At 37.2% G+C, this 22,467-nt stretch carries 30 protein-coding genes; 26 read left to right on the forward strand and 4 right to left on the reverse strand.

Going from position 1 to position 22,467, the window contains the following annotated elements:
- Position 1 precedes the first annotated feature (1 nt).
- The 7 genes from LKW28_RS08840 (at position 2) to LKW28_RS08870 (ending at position 6,429) form a co-directional block, all read left to right on the forward strand.
- Complete coding sequence (locus LKW28_RS08840) at positions 2–1,126, forward strand: M20 metallopeptidase family protein (protein ID WP_229139987.1); 1,125 nt, start codon at positions 2–4, stop codon at positions 1,124–1,126.
- A gap of 101 nt (positions 1,127–1,227) precedes the next feature.
- Complete coding sequence (locus LKW28_RS08845; protein ID WP_229139988.1) at positions 1,228–1,797, forward strand: DJ-1/PfpI family protein; 570 nt, start codon at positions 1,228–1,230, stop codon at positions 1,795–1,797.
- Between the two features lie 68 nt (positions 1,798–1,865).
- Positions 1,866–2,522: an MOSC domain-containing protein gene (locus LKW28_RS08850; protein ID WP_229139989.1), complete on the forward strand. Its 657-nt coding sequence runs from the start codon at positions 1,866–1,868 to the stop codon at positions 2,520–2,522.
- 66 nt (positions 2,523–2,588) lie between these two features.
- Entirely contained in the window at positions 2,589–2,906 is a 318-nt protein-coding gene (locus tag LKW28_RS08855; RefSeq protein WP_229139990.1) for a hypothetical protein, read from the forward strand.
- 68 nt (positions 2,907–2,974) lie between these two features.
- Positions 2,975–3,436, forward strand: coding sequence for a hypothetical protein (locus LKW28_RS08860; protein WP_229139991.1), 462 nt, complete (start codon positions 2,975–2,977; stop codon positions 3,434–3,436).
- 661 nt (positions 3,437–4,097) lie between these two features.
- Entirely contained in the window at positions 4,098–4,925 is an 828-nt protein-coding gene (locus LKW28_RS08865; protein ID WP_229139992.1) for an SDR family NAD(P)-dependent oxidoreductase, read from the forward strand.
- Entirely contained in the window at positions 4,912–6,429 is a 1,518-nt protein-coding gene (locus tag LKW28_RS08870; protein ID WP_229139993.1) for an AMP-binding protein, read from the forward strand. Before LKW28_RS08865 ends, LKW28_RS08870 begins: the two co-directional genes overlap by 14 nt.
- 36 nt (positions 6,430–6,465) lie before the next feature.
- On the opposite strand, the gene LKW28_RS08875 is transcribed toward LKW28_RS08870, so the two are convergent.
- Positions 6,466–6,651 carry a hypothetical protein gene (locus tag LKW28_RS08875; RefSeq protein ID WP_229139994.1) on the reverse strand — a complete coding sequence of 62 codons (186 nt, stop codon included), beginning with the start codon at positions 6,649–6,651 and terminating at the stop codon, positions 6,466–6,468.
- Between the two features lie 102 nt (positions 6,652–6,753).
- On the opposite strand from LKW28_RS08875, the gene LKW28_RS08880 reads away from it, so the two are divergent.
- From LKW28_RS08880 to csaA, 5 genes are all read left to right on the forward strand, one after another.
- Complete coding sequence (locus tag LKW28_RS08880) at positions 6,754–7,515, forward strand: response regulator transcription factor (RefSeq protein WP_229139995.1); 762 nt, start codon at positions 6,754–6,756, stop codon at positions 7,513–7,515.
- A gap of 154 nt (positions 7,516–7,669) precedes the next feature.
- The gene (locus LKW28_RS08885) at positions 7,670–9,052 is read left to right on the forward strand and encodes an MFS transporter (protein WP_229139996.1); all 1,383 of its coding nucleotides are present in this window, start codon (positions 7,670–7,672) and stop codon (positions 9,050–9,052) included.
- Positions 9,053–9,118: 66 nt separating this feature from the next.
- Entirely contained in the window at positions 9,119–9,964 is an 846-nt protein-coding gene (locus LKW28_RS08890) for a creatininase family protein (protein ID WP_229139997.1), read from the forward strand.
- A 302-nt stretch (positions 9,965–10,266) separates the two neighbouring features.
- Entirely contained in the window at positions 10,267–10,968 is a 702-nt protein-coding gene (locus LKW28_RS08895) for a class I SAM-dependent methyltransferase (RefSeq protein WP_229139998.1), read from the forward strand.
- A 312-nt stretch (positions 10,969–11,280) separates the two neighbouring features.
- Entirely contained in the window at positions 11,281–11,610 is a 330-nt protein-coding gene (gene csaA, locus LKW28_RS08900; RefSeq protein WP_229139999.1) for a chaperone CsaA, read from the forward strand.
- A 216-nt stretch (positions 11,611–11,826) separates the two neighbouring features.
- On the opposite strand, the gene LKW28_RS08905 is transcribed toward csaA, so the two are convergent.
- Complete coding sequence (locus tag LKW28_RS08905) at positions 11,827–13,524, reverse strand: M3 family oligoendopeptidase (protein WP_229140000.1); 1,698 nt, start codon at positions 13,522–13,524, stop codon at positions 11,827–11,829.
- 141 nt (positions 13,525–13,665) lie between these two features.
- On the opposite strand from LKW28_RS08905, the gene LKW28_RS08910 reads away from it, so the two are divergent.
- From LKW28_RS08910 to LKW28_RS08970, 13 genes are all read left to right on the forward strand, one after another.
- Entirely contained in the window at positions 13,666–13,875 is a 210-nt protein-coding gene (locus tag LKW28_RS08910; protein WP_229140001.1) for a hypothetical protein, read from the forward strand.
- 144 nt (positions 13,876–14,019) lie between these two features.
- Entirely contained in the window at positions 14,020–14,460 is a 441-nt protein-coding gene (locus tag LKW28_RS08915; protein WP_267497954.1) for a DUF5412 family protein, read from the forward strand.
- A gap of 126 nt (positions 14,461–14,586) precedes the next feature.
- Positions 14,587–14,862: a hypothetical protein gene (locus LKW28_RS08920; RefSeq protein ID WP_229140003.1), complete on the forward strand. Its 276-nt coding sequence runs from the start codon at positions 14,587–14,589 to the stop codon at positions 14,860–14,862.
- Positions 14,863–14,945: 83 nt separating this feature from the next.
- Positions 14,946–15,341, forward strand: coding sequence for an NUDIX hydrolase (locus LKW28_RS08925; RefSeq protein WP_229140004.1), 396 nt, complete (start codon positions 14,946–14,948; stop codon positions 15,339–15,341).
- Positions 15,342–15,355: 14 nt separating this feature from the next.
- Positions 15,356–15,802 (forward strand): NUDIX hydrolase, encoded by a 447-nt coding sequence (locus LKW28_RS08930; RefSeq protein ID WP_229140005.1) that lies wholly within the window; start codon positions 15,356–15,358, stop codon positions 15,800–15,802.
- Between the two features lie 50 nt (positions 15,803–15,852).
- Positions 15,853–16,215 carry a DUF4440 domain-containing protein gene (locus tag LKW28_RS08935; protein ID WP_229140006.1) on the forward strand — a complete coding sequence of 121 codons (363 nt, stop codon included), beginning with the start codon at positions 15,853–15,855 and terminating at the stop codon, positions 16,213–16,215.
- Positions 16,216–16,253: 38 nt separating this feature from the next.
- On the forward strand, positions 16,254–16,490 hold the full coding sequence (locus LKW28_RS08940; RefSeq protein WP_229140007.1) for a cold shock domain-containing protein: 237 nt from the start codon (positions 16,254–16,256) through the stop codon (positions 16,488–16,490).
- Between the two features lie 156 nt (positions 16,491–16,646).
- Entirely contained in the window at positions 16,647–17,036 is a 390-nt protein-coding gene (locus tag LKW28_RS08945; RefSeq protein ID WP_229140008.1) for a hypothetical protein, read from the forward strand.
- A 196-nt stretch (positions 17,037–17,232) separates the two neighbouring features.
- A complete protein-coding gene (locus tag LKW28_RS08950) occupies positions 17,233–18,048 on the forward strand; it encodes a lipid II flippase Amj family protein (protein WP_229140042.1) in 816 nt (271 codons plus the stop codon).
- A 120-nt stretch (positions 18,049–18,168) separates the two neighbouring features.
- Positions 18,169–18,444, forward strand: coding sequence for a hypothetical protein (locus tag LKW28_RS08955; RefSeq protein WP_229140009.1), 276 nt, complete (start codon positions 18,169–18,171; stop codon positions 18,442–18,444).
- A gap of 466 nt (positions 18,445–18,910) precedes the next feature.
- Positions 18,911–19,324: a GNAT family N-acetyltransferase gene (locus LKW28_RS08960; protein ID WP_229140010.1), complete on the forward strand. Its 414-nt coding sequence runs from the start codon at positions 18,911–18,913 to the stop codon at positions 19,322–19,324.
- A gap of 75 nt (positions 19,325–19,399) precedes the next feature.
- A complete protein-coding gene (locus LKW28_RS08965; protein ID WP_229140011.1) occupies positions 19,400–19,897 on the forward strand; it encodes a phosphoribosylanthranilate isomerase in 498 nt (165 codons plus the stop codon).
- Positions 19,898–19,922: 25 nt separating this feature from the next.
- Positions 19,923–20,195, forward strand: a complete 273-nt coding sequence (locus tag LKW28_RS08970; protein WP_229140012.1) for a DUF2277 domain-containing protein — start codon at positions 19,923–19,925, stop codon at positions 20,193–20,195.
- 48 nt (positions 20,196–20,243) lie between these two features.
- Here the strand turns inward: LKW28_RS08970 and LKW28_RS08975 are convergent, their stop codons facing one another.
- Positions 20,244–20,960: a LysM peptidoglycan-binding domain-containing protein gene (locus tag LKW28_RS08975; protein WP_229140013.1), complete on the reverse strand. Its 717-nt coding sequence runs from the start codon at positions 20,958–20,960 to the stop codon at positions 20,244–20,246.
- Positions 20,961–21,211: 251 nt separating this feature from the next.
- Here LKW28_RS08975 and LKW28_RS08980 point away from each other — a divergent pair, with 251 nt between their 5' ends.
- Positions 21,212–21,907: a peptidase E gene (locus LKW28_RS08980; protein ID WP_229140014.1), complete on the forward strand. Its 696-nt coding sequence runs from the start codon at positions 21,212–21,214 to the stop codon at positions 21,905–21,907.
- Between the two features lie 56 nt (positions 21,908–21,963).
- On the opposite strand, the gene LKW28_RS08985 is transcribed toward LKW28_RS08980, so the two are convergent.
- Complete coding sequence (locus tag LKW28_RS08985) at positions 21,964–22,386, reverse strand: RDD family protein (protein WP_229140015.1); 423 nt, start codon at positions 22,384–22,386, stop codon at positions 21,964–21,966.
- Positions 22,387–22,467 lie beyond the last annotated feature (81 nt).

Genomic DNA, 22,467 nt, shown 5'->3' on the forward strand with positions numbered 1-22,467 from the left:
AGTGGATAAAAAAAATCTAGCATTGGCGATTCAGCTTCGTCATGAATTACATATGCATCCTGAATTGTCTTATCAGGAAGTGTGGACGAAACAGCATTTAATCAATTTCCTAAAAAAACATACTACTAACTTAGTAATCATCGACAAAGGAAAATATTTTTATGCGAAATATACAGCTGGTAAGGATAAACCCACTCTTGCATTTCGCGCGGATTTTGATGCTCTCCCAATCCCAGAAACAATTGAACTTCCGTGGAAATCGACGGTTCCGGGAGTTTCCCATAAATGTGGCCATGACGGTCATTCTGCCACACTTGCTGGGTTTGCGCTTGAAGTGGATCAAAAGGGCGCTGATCAAAATATCGTTTTCCTCTTCCAGCATGCAGAGGAGACTGGCCAAGGTGGTATCGAGTGTGCTGAAGTCATTCTGGAAGAAAAAATCGATGAAATTTTTGGCTATCATAACATGTCGGGAATTGAGTTCAATACGGTTCATGTAATTGATGGTACAGCCCATTGTGCCTCAAAAGGAATGTCCATTGAAATGATCGGTTCACCTGCCCATGCCAGTCAACCGGAAAATGGAATCAATCCTTCTTTTGCAATTGCTAGAATCATAGATAATCTTGTTGCGTTAACATCACCTGATAAATACGAGGGTCTCGTTCTATGTACTATTATTCAGGTCGATATTGGTTCGGAGAATTACGGGATTGCCGCCTATAATGGTACCCTACGATTAACAATCCGTGCTGAAAAAGAAGCGGAATTAAACATGCTTCAACAAAGCATTGAAGAACTTGCATTAAAGCTAGGAAAAGAACAGGGCATCACCGTTCATTTTCATTATCAGGATGAATTCCCAGAAACCGTCAATCATAAGGATTCAGTTGATAAAGTGCGCCAAGTAGCAGCCGGAATAGGATTTCCATTACGTGAGCTAACCACCCCATATCGTGCATCAGAAGACTATGGTCACTATTTAAAGCTTGTAAAAGGTGCCTATTTTTATATTGGAAACGGCGAAACCCATCCTCCCATCCACACCTACGAATATGATTTTCGCGATGAAATCATTGAAATCGGGGTAGAAATGTTTAAAGGGCTTGCTGGAATTAGAACATAAATTTATGAAAGTTGTTCTGATGGCATCTTTTTACATAGTAGAATCCAAGAAGGGAAATATTTCAGACTTGTAGAATTGCTAAAGAAAAGGGGTGCTTTTTTTTGAGAAAAATATTACTCGCCATTTATGATACTTTTTCTGAGTTCGAGATAACCGTGGCGACTGCAATGCTAAGAGGAACCCACCAGGTCGTAACAGTTGCGGATTCACTCAACACGATCACTGGTGAATCGGGGCTTCAATTTGTGCCGCATCTTATGTATCAGCAGGTCGACCCGACGGAATACGAGGCGATCATCATTCCAGGGGGAGACCTGATTCATGTCAAGGACACGAAAGAGCTATTTCAAATCACCCAGAACTTTTACCAACATAATAAACTAACTGCCGCCATTTGTAGTGGGGCATATGTGCTAGCAAGAGCGGGAGTACTCGAAGATAAACCATATACAGTCACTCTCCATCAAGAACAACGAAATTTCCTTGGTTGTTTTGATGAGGAAAAATTCCGATATGAACCAGTTGTGAAGAAAGGAAATGTAATTACAGCGCAAGGGCATGCCTATGTAGAATTTGCACTTGTCATTGCTGAACAGCTCGGTGCATTAAGCCATCCCGTGTTCACAAGAGAATTTTACAAGGGAGAGCGGAATCGGTTGATGGAAGGATGATGTGACGCGGTATCCGCATTTATTTTCTTCCAGTATAATAGAATGAAAGATAGAAAGGGGGAGTAGCCATGACAATCGAAATCAAGAATTTTTCAATTGGGCTCCCGAAAAAAATGACGTACGGAAAAAATGAGGAAATGGTGACAGGAATTCGAAAACAGGCTGTAGAAGAAGCATTTTTGACAAAAGACGGATTCAGTGGGGATGGAGTAGCCGATTTAAAGCATCATGGTGGTCCCGACCGCGCTGTTTGTGTATATCCATATGAACATTATTCATTGTGGCAGAATGAATTTTTAGTGCAGTTTCCTCTTCCGGCTTTTGGGGAAAATTTAACGCTGACGAATATGGAAGAAAAAGATGTGTGTATCGGTGATGTTTATCGGATCGGAGATGCTGTCATTCAAATCACCCAGGGTCGAGTTCCGTGCAGCACGATTACCAAAAGAACCAACAACCCTCATCTTTTAAAAATGATGGTCCAAACTGGCTTTACAGGATACTTGGCACGTGTTTTAAAAGAAGGAACAGTTCGAAAAGATTCTACTATTTCATTAGAGGAGAGAAATCCCAACCAAGTCTCCATTCTAGAGGCCAATGAAATCTATTTTAAAAGACCACGGGATATTGAGGGGATACAAAGGATTTTAGCGGTGGAAGAATTGGCCGATGAGTGGAAAGACATGTTAAAAGAACGGCTAACTAAACTGGCAGCCCGTCACTAATTTATCGAAACCTTTATTTGGTAAAACCGTATATAAGATAACAAGTTTAGCCTGGGAGTTGGAGTGATGAAAACCATTTATTGCGACAAATGTTCGGCAGAAATTACAGATAAAAGTGATCTTGTTATCACAGCGTATTTTATTAGCGTCAAGGCCTATCATGATCGTTGTTATTCAAAAACATTAAAGGGCTGGGAAACTGTATTTGGTGGGAATGAGCCAATTAACGGTACATCTGGAAAAGTTAAAGCAATTCTCGGATTTGTTTTGGCAATAATGTTATTTTTGGGAAGTAGTATATATTCGCTAATAGGGTTTGTTGCCTTATACCTTCCACTGATGCGGTTGTATGCCTGGTACTCGATTGAACGGAAATTAGAGTAACTTCGGGGTGTTGATCCTAGCAGGATTAACGCCCTTTTTGTTGAAGTTAATGTAAGGGGGGAAGTTGGATGAAGAATAAAAAGATGATCATCATTATAGGAATCGTGCTTATTGCTGGTTTCTTATTATTTAAGAAAGATTTGTGGGAGAAGAATGAGGAATTACTACGGGAACAAATTTTGTCCATTGGACAATCGGTTGAAACAATCGAACTTACGGATGTCACCCCTTTCGAATGGGATACGATCTATTCCTTTAGCCCATACACTCCGAAGGAACAAATCTATGAAATCGTGGGCTATAAATGGGACCGCATCAGTGAAACTATGAGTGAGGGCATGAATCAAATTGTGTTTCTCAAGGATGGAAAAGTAGTTTGCTATGTATATGGTTACCCGACTACCATCGGATATAGCATCTCTTATTTCGGGGAAACACTTGCAGAGAGTGCAACGGTTTTAAAAGTAAGCGATGATCTGACATTTCAAGTTCAACGAGAAGGGGAAGTTGTCCATTTAATAAAAGATTAATAGTTTGCTTAGAATGAAGAGGGAAATAGTTATTCGGATCAGGTGAAATCCTTTTCATAAGCAGGGTGAAGAGGAAAACGATCATCGGCGTAAGGCGAAATCCCGTTCATAGGCGGGATGAAGAGGAAAACAGCCAACCTGGTCGTGTGAAATCCTCTTCATAGGTAGGATAAAGACCTGAATTATTCTAAAAATAGTTTCATATTGTTAATGAAGACCCGTATGAGCTGCCCGGCCCGGGTGAAACGTCTTCATAAGCTCGATGAAGTCCCTAACGAGCTACTCGGCCATGGTGAAAGTACTTCATAAGGTAGATGAAGACCTGAACGAGCCGCCCTACCCGTGTAAAAGTTCTTCATAAGCCCGATGAAGACCCGAACGAGCTACTCGGCCCGGGTGAAAGTACTTCATAAGGTAGATGAAGACCCGAACGATCAGCCCTGCCCGCGAAAAAGGTCTTCATAAGGTAGATGAAGACCTGAACGATCAGCCCGGCCCGCGAAAAAGGTCTTCATAACGTTGATGAAGACCCGAACGAGTCGCCCGATCCGCGAGAAAGTACTTCATAAGCACGATGAAGTCCCGAACGATCAACCATATCCGCCAAATAGTCTTTCATCCAATCTAGTTTTCAAAGATCACATATGAAAAAGGTGCTCACATGCGAAAATTGCTAGAATCCCTTATATTTTTACCTACATCTTTAAACAAACAAAAGCTCGACTCCACACTTTCCGGCAAAACTATCCTCATCACCGGTGCGAGTTCGGGCATCGGCAAAGAAGTCGCCTATCAACTGGCAGACATCAATTGCCATCTAATTCTTGTCGCGAGAAGAGGTGAGTTGCTCGAAATCATCAAAAATGAAATCGAAATGCAAACCGCTAAAGTAAGTATTTTTCAAGCAGACCTTAGAAAAGAGGACGAGCTTAACAACTTTCTAGCTTTTTTACACAATCGGTCAACTTTAGATATCTTCATCAATAATGCCGGACTCTCCATAAGAAGGTCCATCTACGAATCTCTTGACCGACAACACGACTTCACACGGACGATGGCGATTAATTACTTTGTACCTGTAAAAATAGTATTATCTATTATTCCTTTGCTTCAGAAAAGCCAGGGGCAGATTATCAATGTATCGACCATCAACGCAAGGCTAGCACCTGTTCCATATTTCGCAGCCTATCAGGCATCGAAATTGGCGTTTGACGTGTGGCTAAGATCAGTTTCACCGGAATTAAAGAATGTGAAAATAACTTCAATTTATCTACCTTTAGTCCGGACACCGATGATAGAACCAACAGCTGGATATCTCGATGTGCCTGCAATGTCGCAACAGCATGCTGCAAAAGTCATCTGTAAATCAATGTACACTCGCAGAAAAAAATACCAACCATGGTGGCTAATCTTTGGACAACTAGTATCCATTTTCATAATGAATTTAGGGGATTTTTCAAAGAAGGGGAAACGCAATGAAATTAATTAAATTGTTCTATGTGTTATATAAAATAAAATTGCTTTCTCCAATTGCGTTGTACCATTTATTCAGAGCCGTTTCCACATGCGGAATCAATTTGATGACACTCTTACATTTTGCAGAAAAGAAATACAGCGATCGAATTGCAGTCGTGGATGATCACGAAACACTCACCTATAAACAGCTCCTAGATCAATCAACAAAACTAGCACATTCTTTAGTAGAAAAATCCCAACTCCGCAGTGGACAGAAAGTGGGTATTTTATGCAGAAATCATGCATCACTTGTAAAATCCATTTTTGCTGTATCTCGGGTGGGGGCTGACCTGTATCTATTAAACACAGAAATCAGCAAGCAACAGTTCGACGGTTTCGCCGAGCGACACAAGTTCGACCTCATTATCTATGATGACGAACTGAGCCCAACCATTCAAAACTTTGCCACCAAAAAGATTTTAAGCTATCATCCCGACTTACCAGCTATTAGTAATTTCCTGCATTCTAAGAATCAAGTAACACTAACGAGAACCACCAAAGGGAAACTCATCTTACAAACCAGCGGCACTACGGGGATGTCCAAAGACGCGGCACACAAACCATCTCTTTTTCATTATTTAAATCCATTTGTAGCTTTTATCAAGCGATTGAAGATTTTGGACTACGACAATGCATACATTGCAACCCCAATTTACCACGGGTATGGGATCGCCGTTTTGCTTTTATTTATGCCATTAGGGAAAAAGGTTGTGATTACAAGCGGGTTCAATGCCCAAAAGGCCCGCAACCTCATTCGTCAGCATACAATTGAGGTTGTCACCGTTGTCCCATTAATGCTCCAAAAAATGCTACAAACGAACACAGAAGATTTACAAACGCTCAAATGTATCGCATCAGGTGGGGCAAAACTCCCTACAAAGCTTGTCGAGGAGACGTTTCAAATACTGGGCCCAGTCCTATACAATCTGTACGGGACCTCAGAATCCGGCTTGAGCTTCATTGCCACCCCACAGGACTTAAGGTATTCGGCCACAACAATCGGAAAAAAGATATCTGGACTTAATATAAGAATCCTAGATCGGAACAAAAATGAAGTTCCTTCCAGCACCATCGGTCAACTTTGTATGAAAAATGATTGGTCTATTCTCAAAAAAACTTGGATTGAAACAGGCGATGCGGGATACCGTGACGAAAATGGATATTATTTTTTATGCGGGAGAATGGATGATATGGTCATTTCGGGTGGGGAAAATGTCTACCCCATCGAAGTAGAGCAAATTCTAATCCAACACCCACAGATCCATGACGTTGCGATTATTGGAACGGACGATGAACAATTCGTCCAACGCTTAAAAGCATATGTCGTCCCAGAAAAAAATGCATACATAACAGAGGGAGAATTACTAGAGTGGCTGCGCCCAAGGGTAGCCAGATTCCAGCTCCCAAAAGAAATTACAATTGTTGAACATCTGCCCTACACAACATTAGGTAAACTTGACAAAAAACAGCTATTTTAACGAGAAACAAGGTTCGCCATAATAACTGGACGAACCTTAAAGAGTTTTTATGAACGTAAAATTCTCAAGAAACTCGCTTTCAGATACGGTAATACTTTCCGTTAAATCCTTCGTTCTCAGTACGTACTCTTTAACCCCGATAAATTCCGATTCTGCAATTAAGTAAAAGGGTGTTCCTTTTTTAAATCCCCTAAACTGCTTTCTTAGTGTATATAGCTTCATAAATACCCTACCTGATTCCCAAAAACTTTTAGATAATTCCATTATATATTAATATGATGATACACTGCTTTAAATATATTTGAAAACGTAAGGTGATGGAAAATGAATATGGATGGCCCAAATATTCAAATAACAGGCGTCACAAATAAAAATATAACAAAACATGAATCAATCGAATTAGGACATAAATACCGGGAAGAATTATTGCATTACATTCGAAAAGGGGAGCAGCGATATATTCCCCAATATGCAGACGAATTTAAAGAGTTTCTAAGGCAGGATACCTTTGATATTATGAAAAGAATTCCAAGGAATCAATTACGTGCTTATAAGAACATTTTGTTATCGCATAATACGCTGTACAGCTATTCAGCAGAAAAAGGTGGCCTTAGTGCATGGCAATCTCATTTTTTATCTGAAAAATACGCCATTATGGTTGAGAATGCTAAGTCAATCTCGGAGCTGGAAGAGATTCATAAAAGAATGTTGGAGGAGTACTCAGATCCCTCTATTCGGTTTACACCACTTGAAAAAGCAACAATTGCAGAAAAAGTTGAGCATTTTATTCGAATGAATTTTTCAGAGGAAATCTCGATTGAAGAAATTTCGCAAAAGCTGCATGTACATCCTTCCCATTTAATGCGTGCTTTCAAAAAAGAAAGAGGAATGACAATCAGTCACTTTCGAAATTTGATTAGGATTAAGGAAGCAAAGGACCTCTTAACCAATTCTAATCTTTCATTAATCGAAATCACCCTAATTGTAGGTTTTAAAAATCAGCAATACTTTACTCGCGTTTTTAAAGAGGCAGAAGGCGTAACCCCAAAAGAGTATAAACGAAATAATGTAAGTGAAGGCTTTTAATCAATTTAAACTATGATTAAAAGCTTTTTCTATCGATTGCAATTATAGTGTAAAAGGATGCTATTATATTGCAAAAATAGTTAAAAATTATGCGTTAAAATTCTAGTATATTAATTAAAACGCTTTCAAAAACTTTACAATTGGGGGTTACAACATGGAGAAGAAACAGGTTAAAAAATTTGGTTTCCGTGACCAATTTGGATACATGCTTGGGGATGTTGGCGGAGGATTTGCAAACCTTTACATCGGTTCATTTTTCCTTTTATTCACTACATCTGTACTAGGTGTTAGCCCATATTTTATGGGTACATTGTTCTTAGTTGCACGGATATTTGATGCATTCACAGATGTTGTGATGGGGAGTATTCCGGATAGATGGAAAATCGGAAAAAGTGGCGACAAATTTCTGCCATATATTAATATTTCGAAATGGCTACTTGCAGCATCCATTTTAATTTCTTTTGCTGATGTTTCAAGTTGGTCGTCGACTGCTATTCATGTATGGGTTGTATTTGTTTATTTATTTTATGGAATCGCGTACACAGCTGATTCAATTCCTTATGGTTCATTAGCAGCTGTTATTACAGATGATCCAATTGAACGTACGAAATTATCTCGTGCTCGTGCTATTGGTGGAATGGTTGTTGGAATTGGATTTTTATCCTTTGTTCCTATGTTTATCTATGATAAATCTGGAAATCTAGTTCCTGAAATGTTTTTCTATATTTCGATCGTATTCAGTATTCTTTCTGTTCTAGCTTATACAGGGCTTGTTAAATTAACAACCGAACGTATCCGTGATGATCGGCCAGTGGGAACAAAACCTGATTATAAATTTACAGAAGCTTTAAAAGCTGCCTTAAAGAATCGTCAGTTATTAGGGATGATGGTAGCGAGTGTTGGTTCATTAATTATGATTAATGGTGTTACGCAATTAGCTGCTATTGTATTCTCGGAATACTACAAAAACCCAGGTGCCTTTGCGATTAACTCATTTTTACAAATGGGTGTAACCTTGGTATTGTTCATTTTTGTTCCTAGTCTAGTTAAAAAATTTGGTAAACGTAATATGGTTATTAGTACTGCAAGCTTCAGTTTAATTGCTTCTACATTGCTAACAATCTTTGTTATAGAAAATGTTTACGTATACATCGTGGCTTATAATATCGCAACAATCGCAAATATGGTGTTTGTGATGATCGTATGGGCACTCGTTACAGATTGTTTAGACTTCACAGAGCTTCAAACTGGTAAACGATATGATGGAACACTTTATTCCATTTATTCTTTCTCACGTAAAGTGGGGATGGGTGTTGGTTCTGCACTTGGCAGTTATGCGTTAGGCTGGGTAGGATTCGTTTCTGGACAAACTTCTCAAACTAAAGAAGTGGCAGAAGGTGTTTTACGAATGTATAACGGATTACCAATTTTATCGTTTCTCTTAATGATTATCGGGATTGCGTTAATTTTTAACTTAAACAATACGAAGGCCCAAGAAATGTATGCGACCTTAAAAGAAAGAAGAGCAGCAAACTAATCAAACATGACATTGAACGTAACTATTAAAATATTTTTTAAAAAGAATTAAAGGGGATGTTATTTTATGAGAACTCGGTTCCTATCAAAATGCACAAACGGTGAGGTTGAAGAATACCTGCAACATAATGATCTGATTTTTGTACCTGTTGGTGTAACTGAAACGCACGGAGCATTACCGCTTGATACAGAGACTGTGATTGCTGAGGCGCTCGCTTTAAAAATGGCCGAAGCAACAAATGGTCTCGTTCTTCACAACCTGCCTTATTTCTTCGCAGGTGGGACAGCGATGGCTCGCGGAACGGTTAATGTAAGTGTTAAAGAGGGAATGAGCTATTTAAACGCAATAGCAAAATCGCTTTTAAAACAAGGCTTCAGACGTCAAGTGTATGTAACCTGTCATGGTCCTGCTCACATCACACTAAGCGGAATGGTTCGTGACTTCTTTGAGGAAACAAAAGTACCAATTCTTTATATCGACATGGTAAAAGCAATTGATAGTGTGCAAGATTTGAGCTATTCGTTCATGGAAAAATTCAACGATATAAGCATTGGTGCTTACAAAATAGTAGACAGACTGGAAGACGTTCCAATGAATGTACCAGAATCTAACTCGGTAACCTATGATGTGGCAAGTATGATAAACGGCATGAATAAAAACCCGGGTAATGCACTTGGAAAATATGCATTGCAGTCAGGGGCAATTGGTTCATACTTTGATAAAGCGTCTGATCATCTAGTAACACCTCTTATTACATCTGAAGAACATCGCGAAAAATTAGCTCAATCAGGCGTTCTTGCTATCGAAGAATTTATTGAAAAAATGGATGTGCCAAACGTTGTTGAGATATTACGAAAAACAGATGAGTATACACAAAACAACAGCCTCCAAAAATACGGGGAATGGTTATAATGAAGGAAAAACGAGAATGAATTTTCTCGTTTTTTTATGGATAATAATTAGGCGGTAATCCAAGAAGGATTATCGCTTATTTTTGTTGAAGTTAGTAATATAAAAGATCGGGGTTTAGAAGAACGAAACGTCCACCCGAATCTGGGTGGAACCTGAAGAAGTTCCGCACGTAATGAATGACCATGAGCTTTCATTACTAGTCTTGAAAGAGGCAATCCAATTAAAGTAATGCGCCTTTTTGTAATAAGGCGGAACATAGTAGCGGGTAAATAAAATGAAGATGTAATGGGGGGGAAGTTTTGGTGGAAAAAGCGATCCTAAATTATGACGATTTATTAGAAATGCTGGATGATTTTTTAAGAGAGCCTAAGCCCTTTTGGGAGAACTTTTATGAGGACAGAACAAAGGAAATTCCGTTTTTTAAAATAAATGGACCAGATGAAAATTTAGTGGAGTATTTTAATCATGGATTTGCTCCTAAGAGGGTTTTGGAATTAGGATGCGGACCAGGAAGAAATGCTATTTATATGGCTAAAAAGGGTTGCAAAGTAGATGCACTAGATATTGCCGAAAATGCAATAGCATGGGGAAAGGAAAGGGCTGATGAGGAAGAGGTAGCTATAAATTTTCACTGCAAATCTCTTTTTGATTTTGAATACGAGCAACATTCTTACGATTTCATTTATGATTGTGGACTATTCCACCATTTAGCACCTCATAGACGTTTAACATACATAGAAATCATAAAAAGGGCTCTAAAAAAAGATGGACATTTTGCTATTGTTTGTTTTAATACAGATGGAGCATTAGCTACATCTGATTGGGATGTGTACAAAGAAAGAAGCTTAAATAGAGGAATAGGCTATACTGAGAAGAGACTAAAAGAAATATTTGAACAGGATTTTACAATTAAGGAATTTAGGAGAATGAAAAAGATTAGCCCGCCAGACAACATGTTGGGAGAAGACTTTCTATGGACGAGCTTAATGCAAATTAAAAAATAGTGTTGGAGTTGTTCAGACAAACAGTTTGTGATAACTCATATTGAAAAGATCGCCAATGCTATTAAAAAATCTATGATGAAATAGTATTCCAGTCACTAAAAACAAGAATGAATATCCCGTTTTTTTGTTTGGAAGTGATGATCATTTTTTATCTAATCATAGTTAAATTTAGCTCGATTGGGAAAAATAGGAATTACATCCTTGCATTACTAGTTATCAAGTAATGAAGGAAAATTAAGCTAGGATGAATTAATAGAAACATAACAAACGGTGCAGTTTAAGATAATTTATACAGAATAATGGAGGGATATTATGGCGACAATTGAGGACTTTTTAAAATTGGATATACGAATCGGTACTGTTGTTAAAGCAGAAATTTTTCCAGAGGCACGTGTACCCGCAATCAAATTAGAAATTGACTTTGGGGAGATTGGCAGTAAACAATCTTCTGCACAACTAACAAGAAGATATACACCTGAACAACTAATTGGTAGTCAAGTGGTGGCCGTAGTAAACTTTCCTCCAAGACGTATTGCAGGTTTTAAATCTGAGGTTTTAGTAATTGGCGGGGTCCCAGAAGCTGGAGACGTGGTACTGTTAAGACCTGATGAACCTATTAAAAATGGAACACCAATCGCATAGAAATTTTAAGATAATCCAAATTGCTAAAATAAAAAGGTGCGTTGTTCCAAGAAGACTAATGCATTCAAATAAAGGAAGTTTAGAGTAAGTATTAGAGCAATCAAAATTTGTGTATTAGATTCAGCGTAAAGTCAGAAAAAGACACATCTAGCATAATAACGCTAGATGTGCCTATTTCGTGCAAAACTTCGATTGTTTCTCCGTGGTCCAACTTCGTTAATGAATCTCTTGAATGACTTTTTCTAGGAATTCACCCATTCGCTTAACGGCGTTCTCTGAAAAATCAAAGCTGACCCCAGTTTCTTGATAAATAGCTGCGATGGATTGAGTGTAATCTGCACTTGCACCCTTTTTAAAGGATTCGATCGCTTGCTGAGGGTCTTTCTGATAATTCTCAAGTAATTGCAGAGCACCAAGCATCGAGATAGAGTATTCAATATTATAGAAAGGAACTTCGAAAAAGTGAAGGGTGCCTGCCCAACTCATCCCAATTTCTTCCTCCAGCCCAGTAGTATCGACAGGGTTTAAGCCATAACGTTTTGAGATTTCAAAGAATTTTTCATCACGTTCTTTGGCTGTGTGGTTAGGATTCGTATACATCCAATGCTGGAAGAGATCCCCTGATAACGGGCCATATAACATTGTAAATGCCCGTCTTAACTCTTCACGCTGTGCGCTCTTGAAATCTTCTTCGTCTGGATAAAAACGATCCAGCTTATCCAATAAGAGTAATTCCATCCCATGAGAATACAGTTCAGCAACTTCCATCCGCAGTTTGTAGTCTTCGATAGGACCGTGCTCGGAAAACTCAAGGTACCCATTCACCGCATGGCCCATTTCATGAATCAATGCGATCAAAGAGAAAAAGGATGGACTAAAGTTCGCAAAAACAAAGGTATCTCCTGAAACAGGTAAGGCAGTACAGAATCCACCCGGGCTTTTTCCTTTTCGATCCCCAAGGTCCAGTAACCCATGCTCTCTCATATAATCGAAACGGTCTGCAAAATATGGGTCGGTTTTCCCTAGAATCTCTGAAACGCCATCCATAAGATCAGACACCTCGGAGTATGGAGGGTTTTTCATCAATTTTGCAGTGTTATCCCAAGGGCGATATGTATCAACACCAAGCTTCGACTTAAAAACTTCAGCAAGCCGATTCCAAGCTGGAATAATATGTTTTTCTACATTTTCATGAAAGTCATAACAATCCTGAACACTATACTCACGATTTTTTACCACAAACATATAATCACGATAATTTTCAAAGCCTGCATTTAAAGCTATTTGATGGCGCAGCTGAACGAGCTCATCCATTATGGCATCCATATCAGTTTTAATTTGGCGGAAGGCAGAACCCATCTTGTGATATGCTTTTTCCCTTATTGTTCTGTCTAAGTTATCAAGTTGGGATTGAATAAACGGAAAAGGCTTTTCCACACCGTCCCATTCAACTGTTAACCCTCCCATAATTTCACTATACTTTGTAGAGAGCTCTTGTTCTTTTACCATTAATGGAATATTTTCTTCTCTGAACAGTTTAACTTTTGACTCGCGAACATTTCTCATTAAGCCGTACTGTTTTTCATCTAATTGATCTAAATAAGGAGACTGACAGAATTTCTCATTCAGTTTTGCATCATATTTCATTAATAGTGGCAGGATGGTCTGCTGATCGTGAAGATAAGTCGCCTTGATCTCTTCATCTTCAGTGTTCCGGTAGAAATCGACTTGGTGACCTGTCACGGCCTCCTCAATTTTAATCGTTAAATTCCTTTCATCTGTTAACCACTTTTCTAGGTCAGAAACGGATTCGATTGGAACATCAAGTAAACTTTGTAACTGGGATTCAACCCCTTCTACATCTTGTAAATCAATTAATTCTTGATAGTAATTATGACGTAAATCTTGAGACATGGATAACTCCCCTTCCCATTTTTATGTATATCTATCATTATATTATCGAATCTTCAGTCTTATATCTAGCTTTTTCAAGAAGGATAATCGCTTATTTTGTTGAAGTTATTCCACTAAACGAAATAAAAGGGGCATTAAAAGATGCAAGAGAAGAAGGTAAAGAAGCAGCTTATAATCGGATGTTTTTTGTTTGGTCTCTCAATTATATCGGGAAGTATACAAGTCATAGTTTCCCCATACAACTTTGTTAGAGTTGTGTCGTTAATTGCGGTTATTGCAGCTTCATTAAGTGTAGGTGCGTTTATTAGAGAATTTTTTATTCTGAAAGCAAAAAAAGATACTGATCAATAAATCATATTTTACTTGAACGGGGGGATTAAGGTTTTAATTTTATATGGTATCTTAATATCTTTCATTACCGTTATATTATTTTTGATTCTATTTGCAATGATAATCATTTCTTTCATCAAAAAGAAACCATTTCCCAAAAAAATGATGATTGCAACGTTGATTGGAGTTATTCTTGTTTCTTCAATTTATATATATGAAACTTCCTTTTTTACATTTAGTGAAATTGATAGGGAATTCATGCAAAAGGGACCAGGATCTGTAACATCACCCACTGAAAAATATACGGCTAATGCTTATTATGAACTATACGGTGGAGCAGCAGGCGGTGTTAACGTTTGGGTTGAGATTACATATAATCATGAGAAAAATAAAGTTCAAACTGTTTATTATAGTGATGCAAAAAATAATTTTTCTATGGAATGGTTGGATGAAGAAACACTGTACATCCAAAATGACGACCCTGAATATCCAAATTCAAATAGAAGCATCGAATTAAAAATTGGTAAAGAAATTTATCATGAAAATGGTTTGGCTTGCAAAAGTTTGTTAATGAAAGATGAATATGAGACTTGCTATCAAAACTAATAACTATCATTGTAACCATATTTAGAGATGGTTTGTCCACTAACTGTGCAGGATAGTGCAAGAAGGATGATATTCAATCTACATTGTCAGTTAAAGATTTACTATTAAAAAGGTGAGGTGGGGTTAGTGATCTTTGAAGCGTGGATTTTTTTCATTGTTTTTATTGTAGGGTTACTGCTGGCTGTTAAAAATAAAAGAATTACAAAATTGGATACATCACTATTCATTGTTACTATGCTCATGTATTACTTACTTGCTTATTTGTTTGATAATGAAATGCTAAGTCCATTTATCTTCACTAAGGATAGTTTCATGATTAGCTCTTTAGGAATTATTTTGTTAGTTGGTACTTTTCTTTTGTTAAGATATGTAATCAATAAATTCAAGGGAATTAGTAGTTAATATTTAAGTAACGGGCTGCGATGCTTCAATTTACGAAGAATCGCTTTTTACTTAAATGAGACGTGAATGATAGGGGGGAGAATTTGAGAAATAGGGGATCGGTTGTAATAGTTGAAAATGACAAAGTTGGTCTAATTCAAAGGATTAAAGATGGTTCTGTTTATTATGTTTTTCCAGGGGGCGGAATAGAGTATGGAGAAACACCTGAAGAAGCAGCAAAAAGAGAAGCGTTTGAAGAAGTGGGAGTAGATGTAAAGGTCAATGAGTGCATCGCAAAAGTTGATTTCAACGGAACTCAATACTTTTTCCTAACTGAAATAATTAATGGAACATTAGGAACTGGACAAGGTGAAGAGTACACAGACCAAAAGAGAGACAGAGGAACTTATTTACCAATATGGGTAGAAATAGAAAGATTATCAACAATCGATGTAAAACCGAAAGAAGTTGCTTTAAGAGTCCAATCCTTATTCAAATGACGAGGGGGGAAAATATGGCTGATTATACAAAAGAAATAAGAACTCTTATAGGAACTAGACCATTAATTTTGGTTGGTTCTACTATCATTGTTCAGAATGAAAAAAACGAAATTCTATTTCAACATCGTTCTGATACAAAAGAATGGGGTTTGCCAGGTGGGGCAATGGAAATTGGTGAAAGTTTAGAAGAAACCGCTGAACGAGAACTGTTTGAGGAAACGGGCTTAAAAGCAAAGGGATTTAAGTTTATAGATATTTTATCAGGGAAAGATCTTTACTTTAAATATCCTAACGGTGATGAAGTGTATAACGTTATTTGTGTTTACCTAGCACAAGAAACAAGTGGTGAATTAGCTATGAATGATGGTGAAAGTTTGGAGTTAAAATATTTCTCCGTAATGGAGTTACCCTCACAACTTGATGAAAGAGCGAAGATCATTATTGAAAAATATTTTATATAGGTTATTTTTTTCAAATAACAAGGAAAGTACCTTAAATAGGGGAGATTTTGATGGAGCATTCATTATTGGTAGAACATATTCTTAATCTTGAAAAGCGATTAATGAACTATAAATATAAAGATTTTGAGGAACTTCTTACAGATGATTTTTTAGAGTTCGGGAGTTCAGGAAAATCATATGATAAAAATGCACAACTTAATGCGGTTAAAGAAATTAATACAAACAATTCTATAAAATACACAGTAACAGATTTCAAGATAAAACTGCTAGCTCCAGATGTTTTATTGGCAACTTATCGATCATTCAGACATAACGATAGTAAATATGCTTTACGAAGCTCTATTTGGAAAAAAGACCAAGGTAAATGGCAAATGTCATTCCATCAGGGAACACCTACGTGGCAGGTAAATTGATAACATATTGTCACAACTTATAAAATTGGGGTGAAAAAATGAGATATAACATAAAAGGAATATGTAAAATTTTTCATGAAGAAGAGGGCTGGGGATGGATTTCGATTGAGGGAGAAGATGATGTTTGGGTTCACTTCAGTAGTATTCAAATGGATGGGTTTAGATCACTTACCACTGGTGAAGCTATATTATTTGATCTGGAGGAAAACCAAAGTTTAGAAGAACAATCACGGCGAGCTGTAAATGTTAGGAAAATTGTAAATAAGTTCACCTAACTGGGGCGTTTCTGTAATATGCAGAACGCTTTTTCACTTGCGAAAATAATCGGGTGCTATTGTTAAACAAGACAGTCTTTTCTTGTGCTAACAGGCAGTAGAGTTGAAAACGGATTATAAGATATCTTGATTTGAAACTAATAAAGGGGTAATTAGATGAAGAAGGTTGGATTTATACTAGGAATTGTAATTGTTATTATTGGTGTGTTCATATTTGTAAATAAATTATACTATCCCTTTCTTCCAATAGAGAATTTATCAGCAAAAGAAGCAATTGGTAAACTAAAAAAATCGGATAGTAAAATAGCTGAAATTGCAGTAGAAGGGGATTTTATTTGGTATATCACAAGAAGTGAAAATGAAGGTATTTCGATTGCTGATGAAAATATTAAACAAATGGTTGTCTCAAATGTATGGGAATTTAAAGAAAAAGATGGTGCTGGTCTGTTCTTTGAAAAAGACGGAAAAAGATTAATTGCCACCACTCAAATGTGGACTAAAAATTATGTTCTCGTTAAAATTCCGAGTAATTTTAAAAAATCTTGAGAGTTTATTTATTAAGTTAACGCGTGAGTATGTAAAGTAAAACAACAATGCGTAGAATAAGCTTGAACTTCAAACAGTTTTTTTAAGGGATGCAGTGTACCGAATTATTGTTTTAGGAATACATGTAATGCATTTTATCTTCAAGTTTATGGTAAAATTAGGTTATTACGATTCTTTTGGTAAAGAAGGTAACAGGGTGGAGTTCTTAACTGAAAAATTATTATTTATAGGTTTGTTTATTTTTATCATCCATTCGATAGAAACACTAGCTTATGCTGTGAGATTATCGGGTGCAAGAGTTAAAATGATAGCCTCAGCTTTATCGCTTTTTAACATAATGGTGATCGTTTCAAGATTGGCGAATATGATGCAACAACCATTCACTGGGAGTTTAATTGATAATGCTCCAAATGAGAACGCTTTGGAGTTTGTTGAAACTCAATTTCGTATTCTCATAGGTGCATCAACGGCTGGAACAATATTTGGGATCATTCTGCTTCCAACCTTTATCGCTTTATTTTCAAGAGCAATCATACATTTATCAGAGGAAAGAGGTTCTGTACCTTTATTATTGAAACGGATATTTTCTTTTCAGTACATAAAGCGTGCCATAACACATTTTAGTCTACCTAAGTTTACATATTTAAAGGATACAAGAGTTAAAGATATGCCCATTAGATTATTTTTTATCAATATGGTCATTACGGCCATCTATACAATAGGTGTTTTATCTGCACTATATGCTGCTTTATTGGCTCCGGAAAGAGCTTCAACCGCAATTATGGCATCAGGTTTAATAAATGGGATCGCAACAATACTTTTGGTTATCTTTATAGATCCCAAATTATCTGTAATCGCGGATGATGTTGTTAATCAACGGGGGAGTTACAATAAACTTAAAAGTATGTCGTTAATGATGGTAACTTCAAGGTTGTTTGGTACAATACTCGCCCAATTTTTATTCGTTTTGGGAGCTAGATATATAGCTTGGTTTACAAAATTTATCGTGTAAATGATATTCAAAGGCTGCTTTCATTCAAAGTAGCCATTTTTAGTAGGTGTAGTACTGACAAGGTAGAATTCAACTAACGAGTCGTATTGATCCATCAACCATTTTTGGGGTGATTTTATAATGAATGAGCCAAAGAGGACGGGTGACTTTGATTATAAATCTATAATGTTACTTCAAATATTCGCTACATTGCTTGCCCTAATTATATTTGTGTACCTCACCATTTCGGACAATATGCTTGTTGCTCCATTCTTTTTTATGTCACTAAGCCTATGTTTTTTTATAAGCGGTTTTCGATTGTATAAGAAAAATCGAATTGTTGCTCAAAAATTTATGTTCTATATTGTTGGAATTGTTTTGTTTATTATTGCCCTTCAAGATTTATTTCATTTATGATTCTATTAAATGACTCTAAGAAATAAGGGATTGGGGGATGACTGTGAAAGGGTTAAAGTGGATTAGTGCATTGACATCTGTATTCGGGATTATCTTCATAATATATGGCTGGACGCAATCTTGGGATTTTAGTGCGCATACAACAGAATTTGAAACGATGTTGCTTATACGGACTGTTAGGACTTATGTATTTATTATAGGTGGATTGGTTTTATTAGTCGTAAGTATTTCATTAAGATTTATACATGCACATTTAAGATCATTGGAAAGTAAACTTTTTGAATTAGAAATAAAAAGAAAGTAGAAAGGTTAGATCTATATTTCTTTTTCTTCTACGATGAAGGATTTTTAGATTTTAAGTCGAATGGTTAAATAAGTATATATATTTGGAGGTTGCAGATTTGTTACTTTATTTTTGATATATCATCTGCCTGATAATTAAAAAATAATTAAGGAGATGATATTGATGATATACAAAAATTGTTTAAATGATATTTCGTCTGACATGTTGAATGGTTTTTTTGTGGATTGGCCGAATCCTCCAAGTCTGCAAACGCACTTAAAACTCTTAAAAAATAGTAGTAAGGTAGTCATTGCGTTAGACGAAAATATGAATCAAGTAGTTGGATTTATCACTGCAGTCAGTGATGGTGTTCTTTCAGCCTACATTCCGTTCCTTGAAGTTTTGCCGGAGTATAAAAATAAAGGGATTGGCAAGGAACTCGTAAAACGAATGTTAAAAGAACTAGATGATATTTATATGATAGATTTGTGTTGTGATGATGACTTAGTTCCTTATTATGAGAAGATTGGAATGTTCAGATCAAATGGAATGCTCGTAAGAAATTACGAAATGCAATCGGGTATTTCAACTAAATAATTCACCAATTTCATAAAGCTGCTTCGACGGCTTTTTTTATGCAGCAGAGGCTTAGATTTTTGAGTGGAGGGGCAAATGGATAATTATAAATTTGATGAATTTATTAAAATTGCAAAACAGCTAAATGAGATTGATATTATTCCAATGCTAATGGGTTCTGTTGGTTTAGAGGTCATTACAGGAAAGAGTTGGGATGCTCAGGACTTAGATATTCATGTGCCTGGTGATGAAAGAGGGTGGGAAGTGCCACCCGAATTATCCATTCATAACTGGAATGAGATTGTGATTATCATGAATGCAATGGACTATATCTTAATTGATTTGCATGAACATGAGTTTTCAAGGGAAGAACTATCTGTTGAGTTTGGTATTATTGACACTTTACCGAATTTCGCTGGGGTGAAATTGGAGGATTTGGAATTACATCAGTTCAGGGATGTGAAGTATTATTTACCAAATGTTGAACAATATTTAGCGATTTACAAGGCATCTTCTAAAGACAGTTACCGTGCCGAAAATAATAACAATAAAGATATTCGAAAAATAGACTTCTTAAAAAGTATTGTAAAATAGATTAAGAAACAAAAAGGAGTATCATATGTGCAGAAACATTAGAACGTTATATAACTTTGATCCGCCAGCTACCGATGAAGAAATTCATGCAGCATCTTTACAATACGTTAGAAAGATAACAGGCTTTAATAAGCCATCTAAGATTAACGAAGAGGCATTTAATCAAGCGATCAATGAAATCGCTTTGGTGACCGGAAATTTATTGAACAGTTTGGAGACCAGTGCTGAGCCTCGAAATCGTGAGGTGGAAGCTGAGCGCGCACGGATTCGATCATCTAAAAGATTTGGTCAAAATTAAGCATTTCGCCCCAACAAGCAAACCCTCCTTTTTTAGGAGGGCAGCTCATTAAAACATGTCCGGATACAGTAGCACCATGGCATCGGAAATGGTATCTGCCATCGCCCGTGCCTGTTTTTCAATCTCGTCATACACGTCAATGTCTTTTTGAAACTCCTTATTGATCATAAAGAGGGCTTCCTGTTTCGTTAAGGCAAGGTGTTCATAGAACATTTGTCTAAAAGTATCTTCCGAAATATATGGATTGCCGCTACTTAGGAATTTCGCAATTTCATCCGCATTTCGATACCATTTCTGTTCAGCTTCCATTGCCGCTTTTTGGTCCCCTGCTAAGGCAGCTTTTACAAGGTCTGCCGCAATCAATAGATGCTCCTTAATTAGATTTCCATACGCAGCCGCAGCCTCGTCACCATATAATCGACGAACCATATTCCCCATGTCCGTTGCGTTTCGTAGTAATCGTTTAAGTACAAATTCAATATCAGGGAGCTTAAAAATAAGACTAATAATCGCCATCCTTGTCCATGCCACATGCTCCTCCCACAGGCTGCGCATATCATTTCGATAATCAACCTCAGCCTGGCTAATGCGACGATCCTTTTTTAAGGGGGAATTCGGTACCATAATATGCTCCCCTACCCGTAAAAAATAAGGATTTACCCCCGGATTTGCTGCGAAAATTTCTTTAACGGTGGTCTCGTATGCCCGCGCCAAATGCCAAAGACTATCCCCTGGTTGGATGGAATGTGTGTAAAAACGATTCAATGTTGGACACCTCTTTCAAATACAATTTTGTTCATTAGGATATTCATGCTAAACAAAGTAGGTGAATGTCTTATTAAATTCAAAAAGGGGATTGGATAGATTTGGAGAATTAAATATACAAAGCTTTTGAGGAGGAGAAGAATTGCTGGAACTATCCCCAACCCCATACGGAATCTATGGAGTAGTCTATCAGAATAACTTGATTGCTGCTTAAAAAAAATTTAGTACTTTACAAGAAAAGGAATGAAGAGATGAGACAAATCATTGCAATGGGTGGAGGGGGCTTTTCGATGGAGCCCGATAATTTGTTACTGGATCAATACATTTTAGCTCAAGTAAATAAAGATACGCCAAAAGTATGTTTTGTTCCAACGGCCAGTGGGGATCAAACCAACTATATCGAAAGATTTTATAAGGCTTTTCATACGCTTCCTTGCGAACCAACCCACTTATCCTTGTTTGAGCCTAATTTCGAGAATTTGGAAACGTATGTGCTGGAGCAGGATGTGGTTTATGTCGGCGGGGGAAACACCCGAAATATGCTTCTTTTATGGAAGGAATGGGGATTAGATACAATCCTAAAAAAAGCATATGAACATGGGAGTATCCTAGCTGGCCTTAGCGCTGGTTCGATATGTTGGTTTGAGGAAGGTTTAACAGATCCGTTAAATGCCCCATTATATAAATTAGACTGTTTAGGCTTGTTGGACGGAAGTAATTGCCCGCATTATGATGGAGAGAATAAAAGAAGACCTTCCTATCACCAACTCATTTTAGAAGGGAAAATAAAGGAAGGCTATGGTGTTGATGATGGTGCTGCCCTTCATTTTGTAAATGAAACACTCTCAAAATCGGTTAGTTCCAGACCAAATGCAAAGTCCTATTTGGTTAAAAACGCACATGATCAAATTGTAGAAGAAGAAATGAAGACCATATACTTAAAATAAACGGAGCTTTATCAGTTTGGAGATCCACGGGGACTGTCCCTCTGGACCTCCTCTGGTTAATTTCTTTCGGGGGGATTATACGTTACACATGTACCAGCTACGAAGTCATGGATTGCTCTTTTGTCTTCCCGGACGGCCACCATTACTACACTTACAATAAATCCGATTCCTAGCGTCAAGGCATAAATTAACCCTGCTACTACAATCCGAAGCAGCATATTCCCAATGTGTAATTTTTCACCATCAACCCTAGCAATTCGAATCCCGCATAGCCTTTTTCCAACTGTATACCCGTACCAAAGGAGTGGCAGGCTAAGAACGTATAAGAATTCTAGAATGCCAGATTGCCAAGAATCATCATCTATCGGAAAGTTAAAAATGAGTGAAAGCAGAAAAATGGCAACAAAAACGACAAAACCATCAATAATTGAAGCACCCAGACGAATCCAAAATCCAGCTGGTTCAAAATCACTCTGCATGTAAACACCTCCATTATAATGTATTCATCTACGATGATTCCTATTAATAATAACATTACTGTACGAAGGAATAATTTGCAT

The sequence above is a fragment of the Bacillus sp. REN16 genome (assembly GCF_020731355.1).
In the GTDB taxonomy this organism is placed as follows: Bacteria; Bacillota; Bacilli; order Bacillales; family Bacillaceae_L; genus Ferdinandcohnia.

Bases quoted from the DNA above. Each gene is read 5' to 3' on its own strand.
- LKW28_RS08850 (WP_229139989.1), top strand. From the start codon at position 1,866: ATGACAATCGAAATCAAGAATTTTTCAATTGGGCTCCCGAAAAAAATG.
- LKW28_RS08855 (WP_229139990.1), top strand. From the start codon at position 2,589: ATGAAAACCATTTATTGCGACAAATGTTCGGCAGAAATTACAGATAAA.
- LKW28_RS08860 (WP_229139991.1), top strand. From the start codon at position 2,975: ATGAAGAATAAAAAGATGATCATCATTATAGGAATCGTGCTTATTGCT.
- LKW28_RS08865 (WP_229139992.1), top strand. From the start codon at position 4,098: ATGCGAAAATTGCTAGAATCCCTTATATTTTTACCTACATCTTTAAAC.
- LKW28_RS08870 (WP_229139993.1), top strand. From the start codon at position 4,912: ATGAAATTAATTAAATTGTTCTATGTGTTATATAAAATAAAATTGCTT.
- LKW28_RS08875 (WP_229139994.1), bottom strand. From the start codon at position 6,651: ATGAAGCTATATACACTAAGAAAGCAGTTTAGGGGATTTAAAAAAGGA.
- LKW28_RS08880 (WP_229139995.1), top strand. From the start codon at position 6,754: ATGAATATGGATGGCCCAAATATTCAAATAACAGGCGTCACAAATAAA.
- LKW28_RS08885 (WP_229139996.1), top strand. From the start codon at position 7,670: ATGGAGAAGAAACAGGTTAAAAAATTTGGTTTCCGTGACCAATTTGGA.
- LKW28_RS08890 (WP_229139997.1), top strand. From the start codon at position 9,119: ATGAGAACTCGGTTCCTATCAAAATGCACAAACGGTGAGGTTGAAGAA.
- csaA (WP_229139999.1), top strand. From the start codon at position 11,281: ATGGCGACAATTGAGGACTTTTTAAAATTGGATATACGAATCGGTACT.
- LKW28_RS08905 (WP_229140000.1), bottom strand. From the start codon at position 13,524: ATGTCTCAAGATTTACGTCATAATTACTATCAAGAATTAATTGATTTA.
- LKW28_RS08910 (WP_229140001.1), top strand. From the start codon at position 13,666: ATGCAAGAGAAGAAGGTAAAGAAGCAGCTTATAATCGGATGTTTTTTG.
- LKW28_RS08915 (WP_267497954.1), top strand. From the start codon at position 14,020: ATGATTGCAACGTTGATTGGAGTTATTCTTGTTTCTTCAATTTATATA.
- LKW28_RS08930 (WP_229140005.1), top strand. From the start codon at position 15,356: ATGGCTGATTATACAAAAGAAATAAGAACTCTTATAGGAACTAGACCA.
- LKW28_RS08935 (WP_229140006.1), top strand. From the start codon at position 15,853: ATGGAGCATTCATTATTGGTAGAACATATTCTTAATCTTGAAAAGCGA.
- LKW28_RS08940 (WP_229140007.1), top strand. From the start codon at position 16,254: ATGAGATATAACATAAAAGGAATATGTAAAATTTTTCATGAAGAAGAG.
- LKW28_RS08945 (WP_229140008.1), top strand. From the start codon at position 16,647: ATGAAGAAGGTTGGATTTATACTAGGAATTGTAATTGTTATTATTGGT.
- LKW28_RS08955 (WP_229140009.1), top strand. From the start codon at position 18,169: ATGAATGAGCCAAAGAGGACGGGTGACTTTGATTATAAATCTATAATG.
- LKW28_RS08960 (WP_229140010.1), top strand. From the start codon at position 18,911: ATGATATACAAAAATTGTTTAAATGATATTTCGTCTGACATGTTGAAT.
- LKW28_RS08965 (WP_229140011.1), top strand. From the start codon at position 19,400: ATGGATAATTATAAATTTGATGAATTTATTAAAATTGCAAAACAGCTA.
- LKW28_RS08970 (WP_229140012.1), top strand. From the start codon at position 19,923: ATGTGCAGAAACATTAGAACGTTATATAACTTTGATCCGCCAGCTACC.
- LKW28_RS08980 (WP_229140014.1), top strand. From the start codon at position 21,212: ATGAGACAAATCATTGCAATGGGTGGAGGGGGCTTTTCGATGGAGCCC.
- LKW28_RS08985 (WP_229140015.1), bottom strand. From the start codon at position 22,386: ATGCAGAGTGATTTTGAACCAGCTGGATTTTGGATTCGTCTGGGTGCT.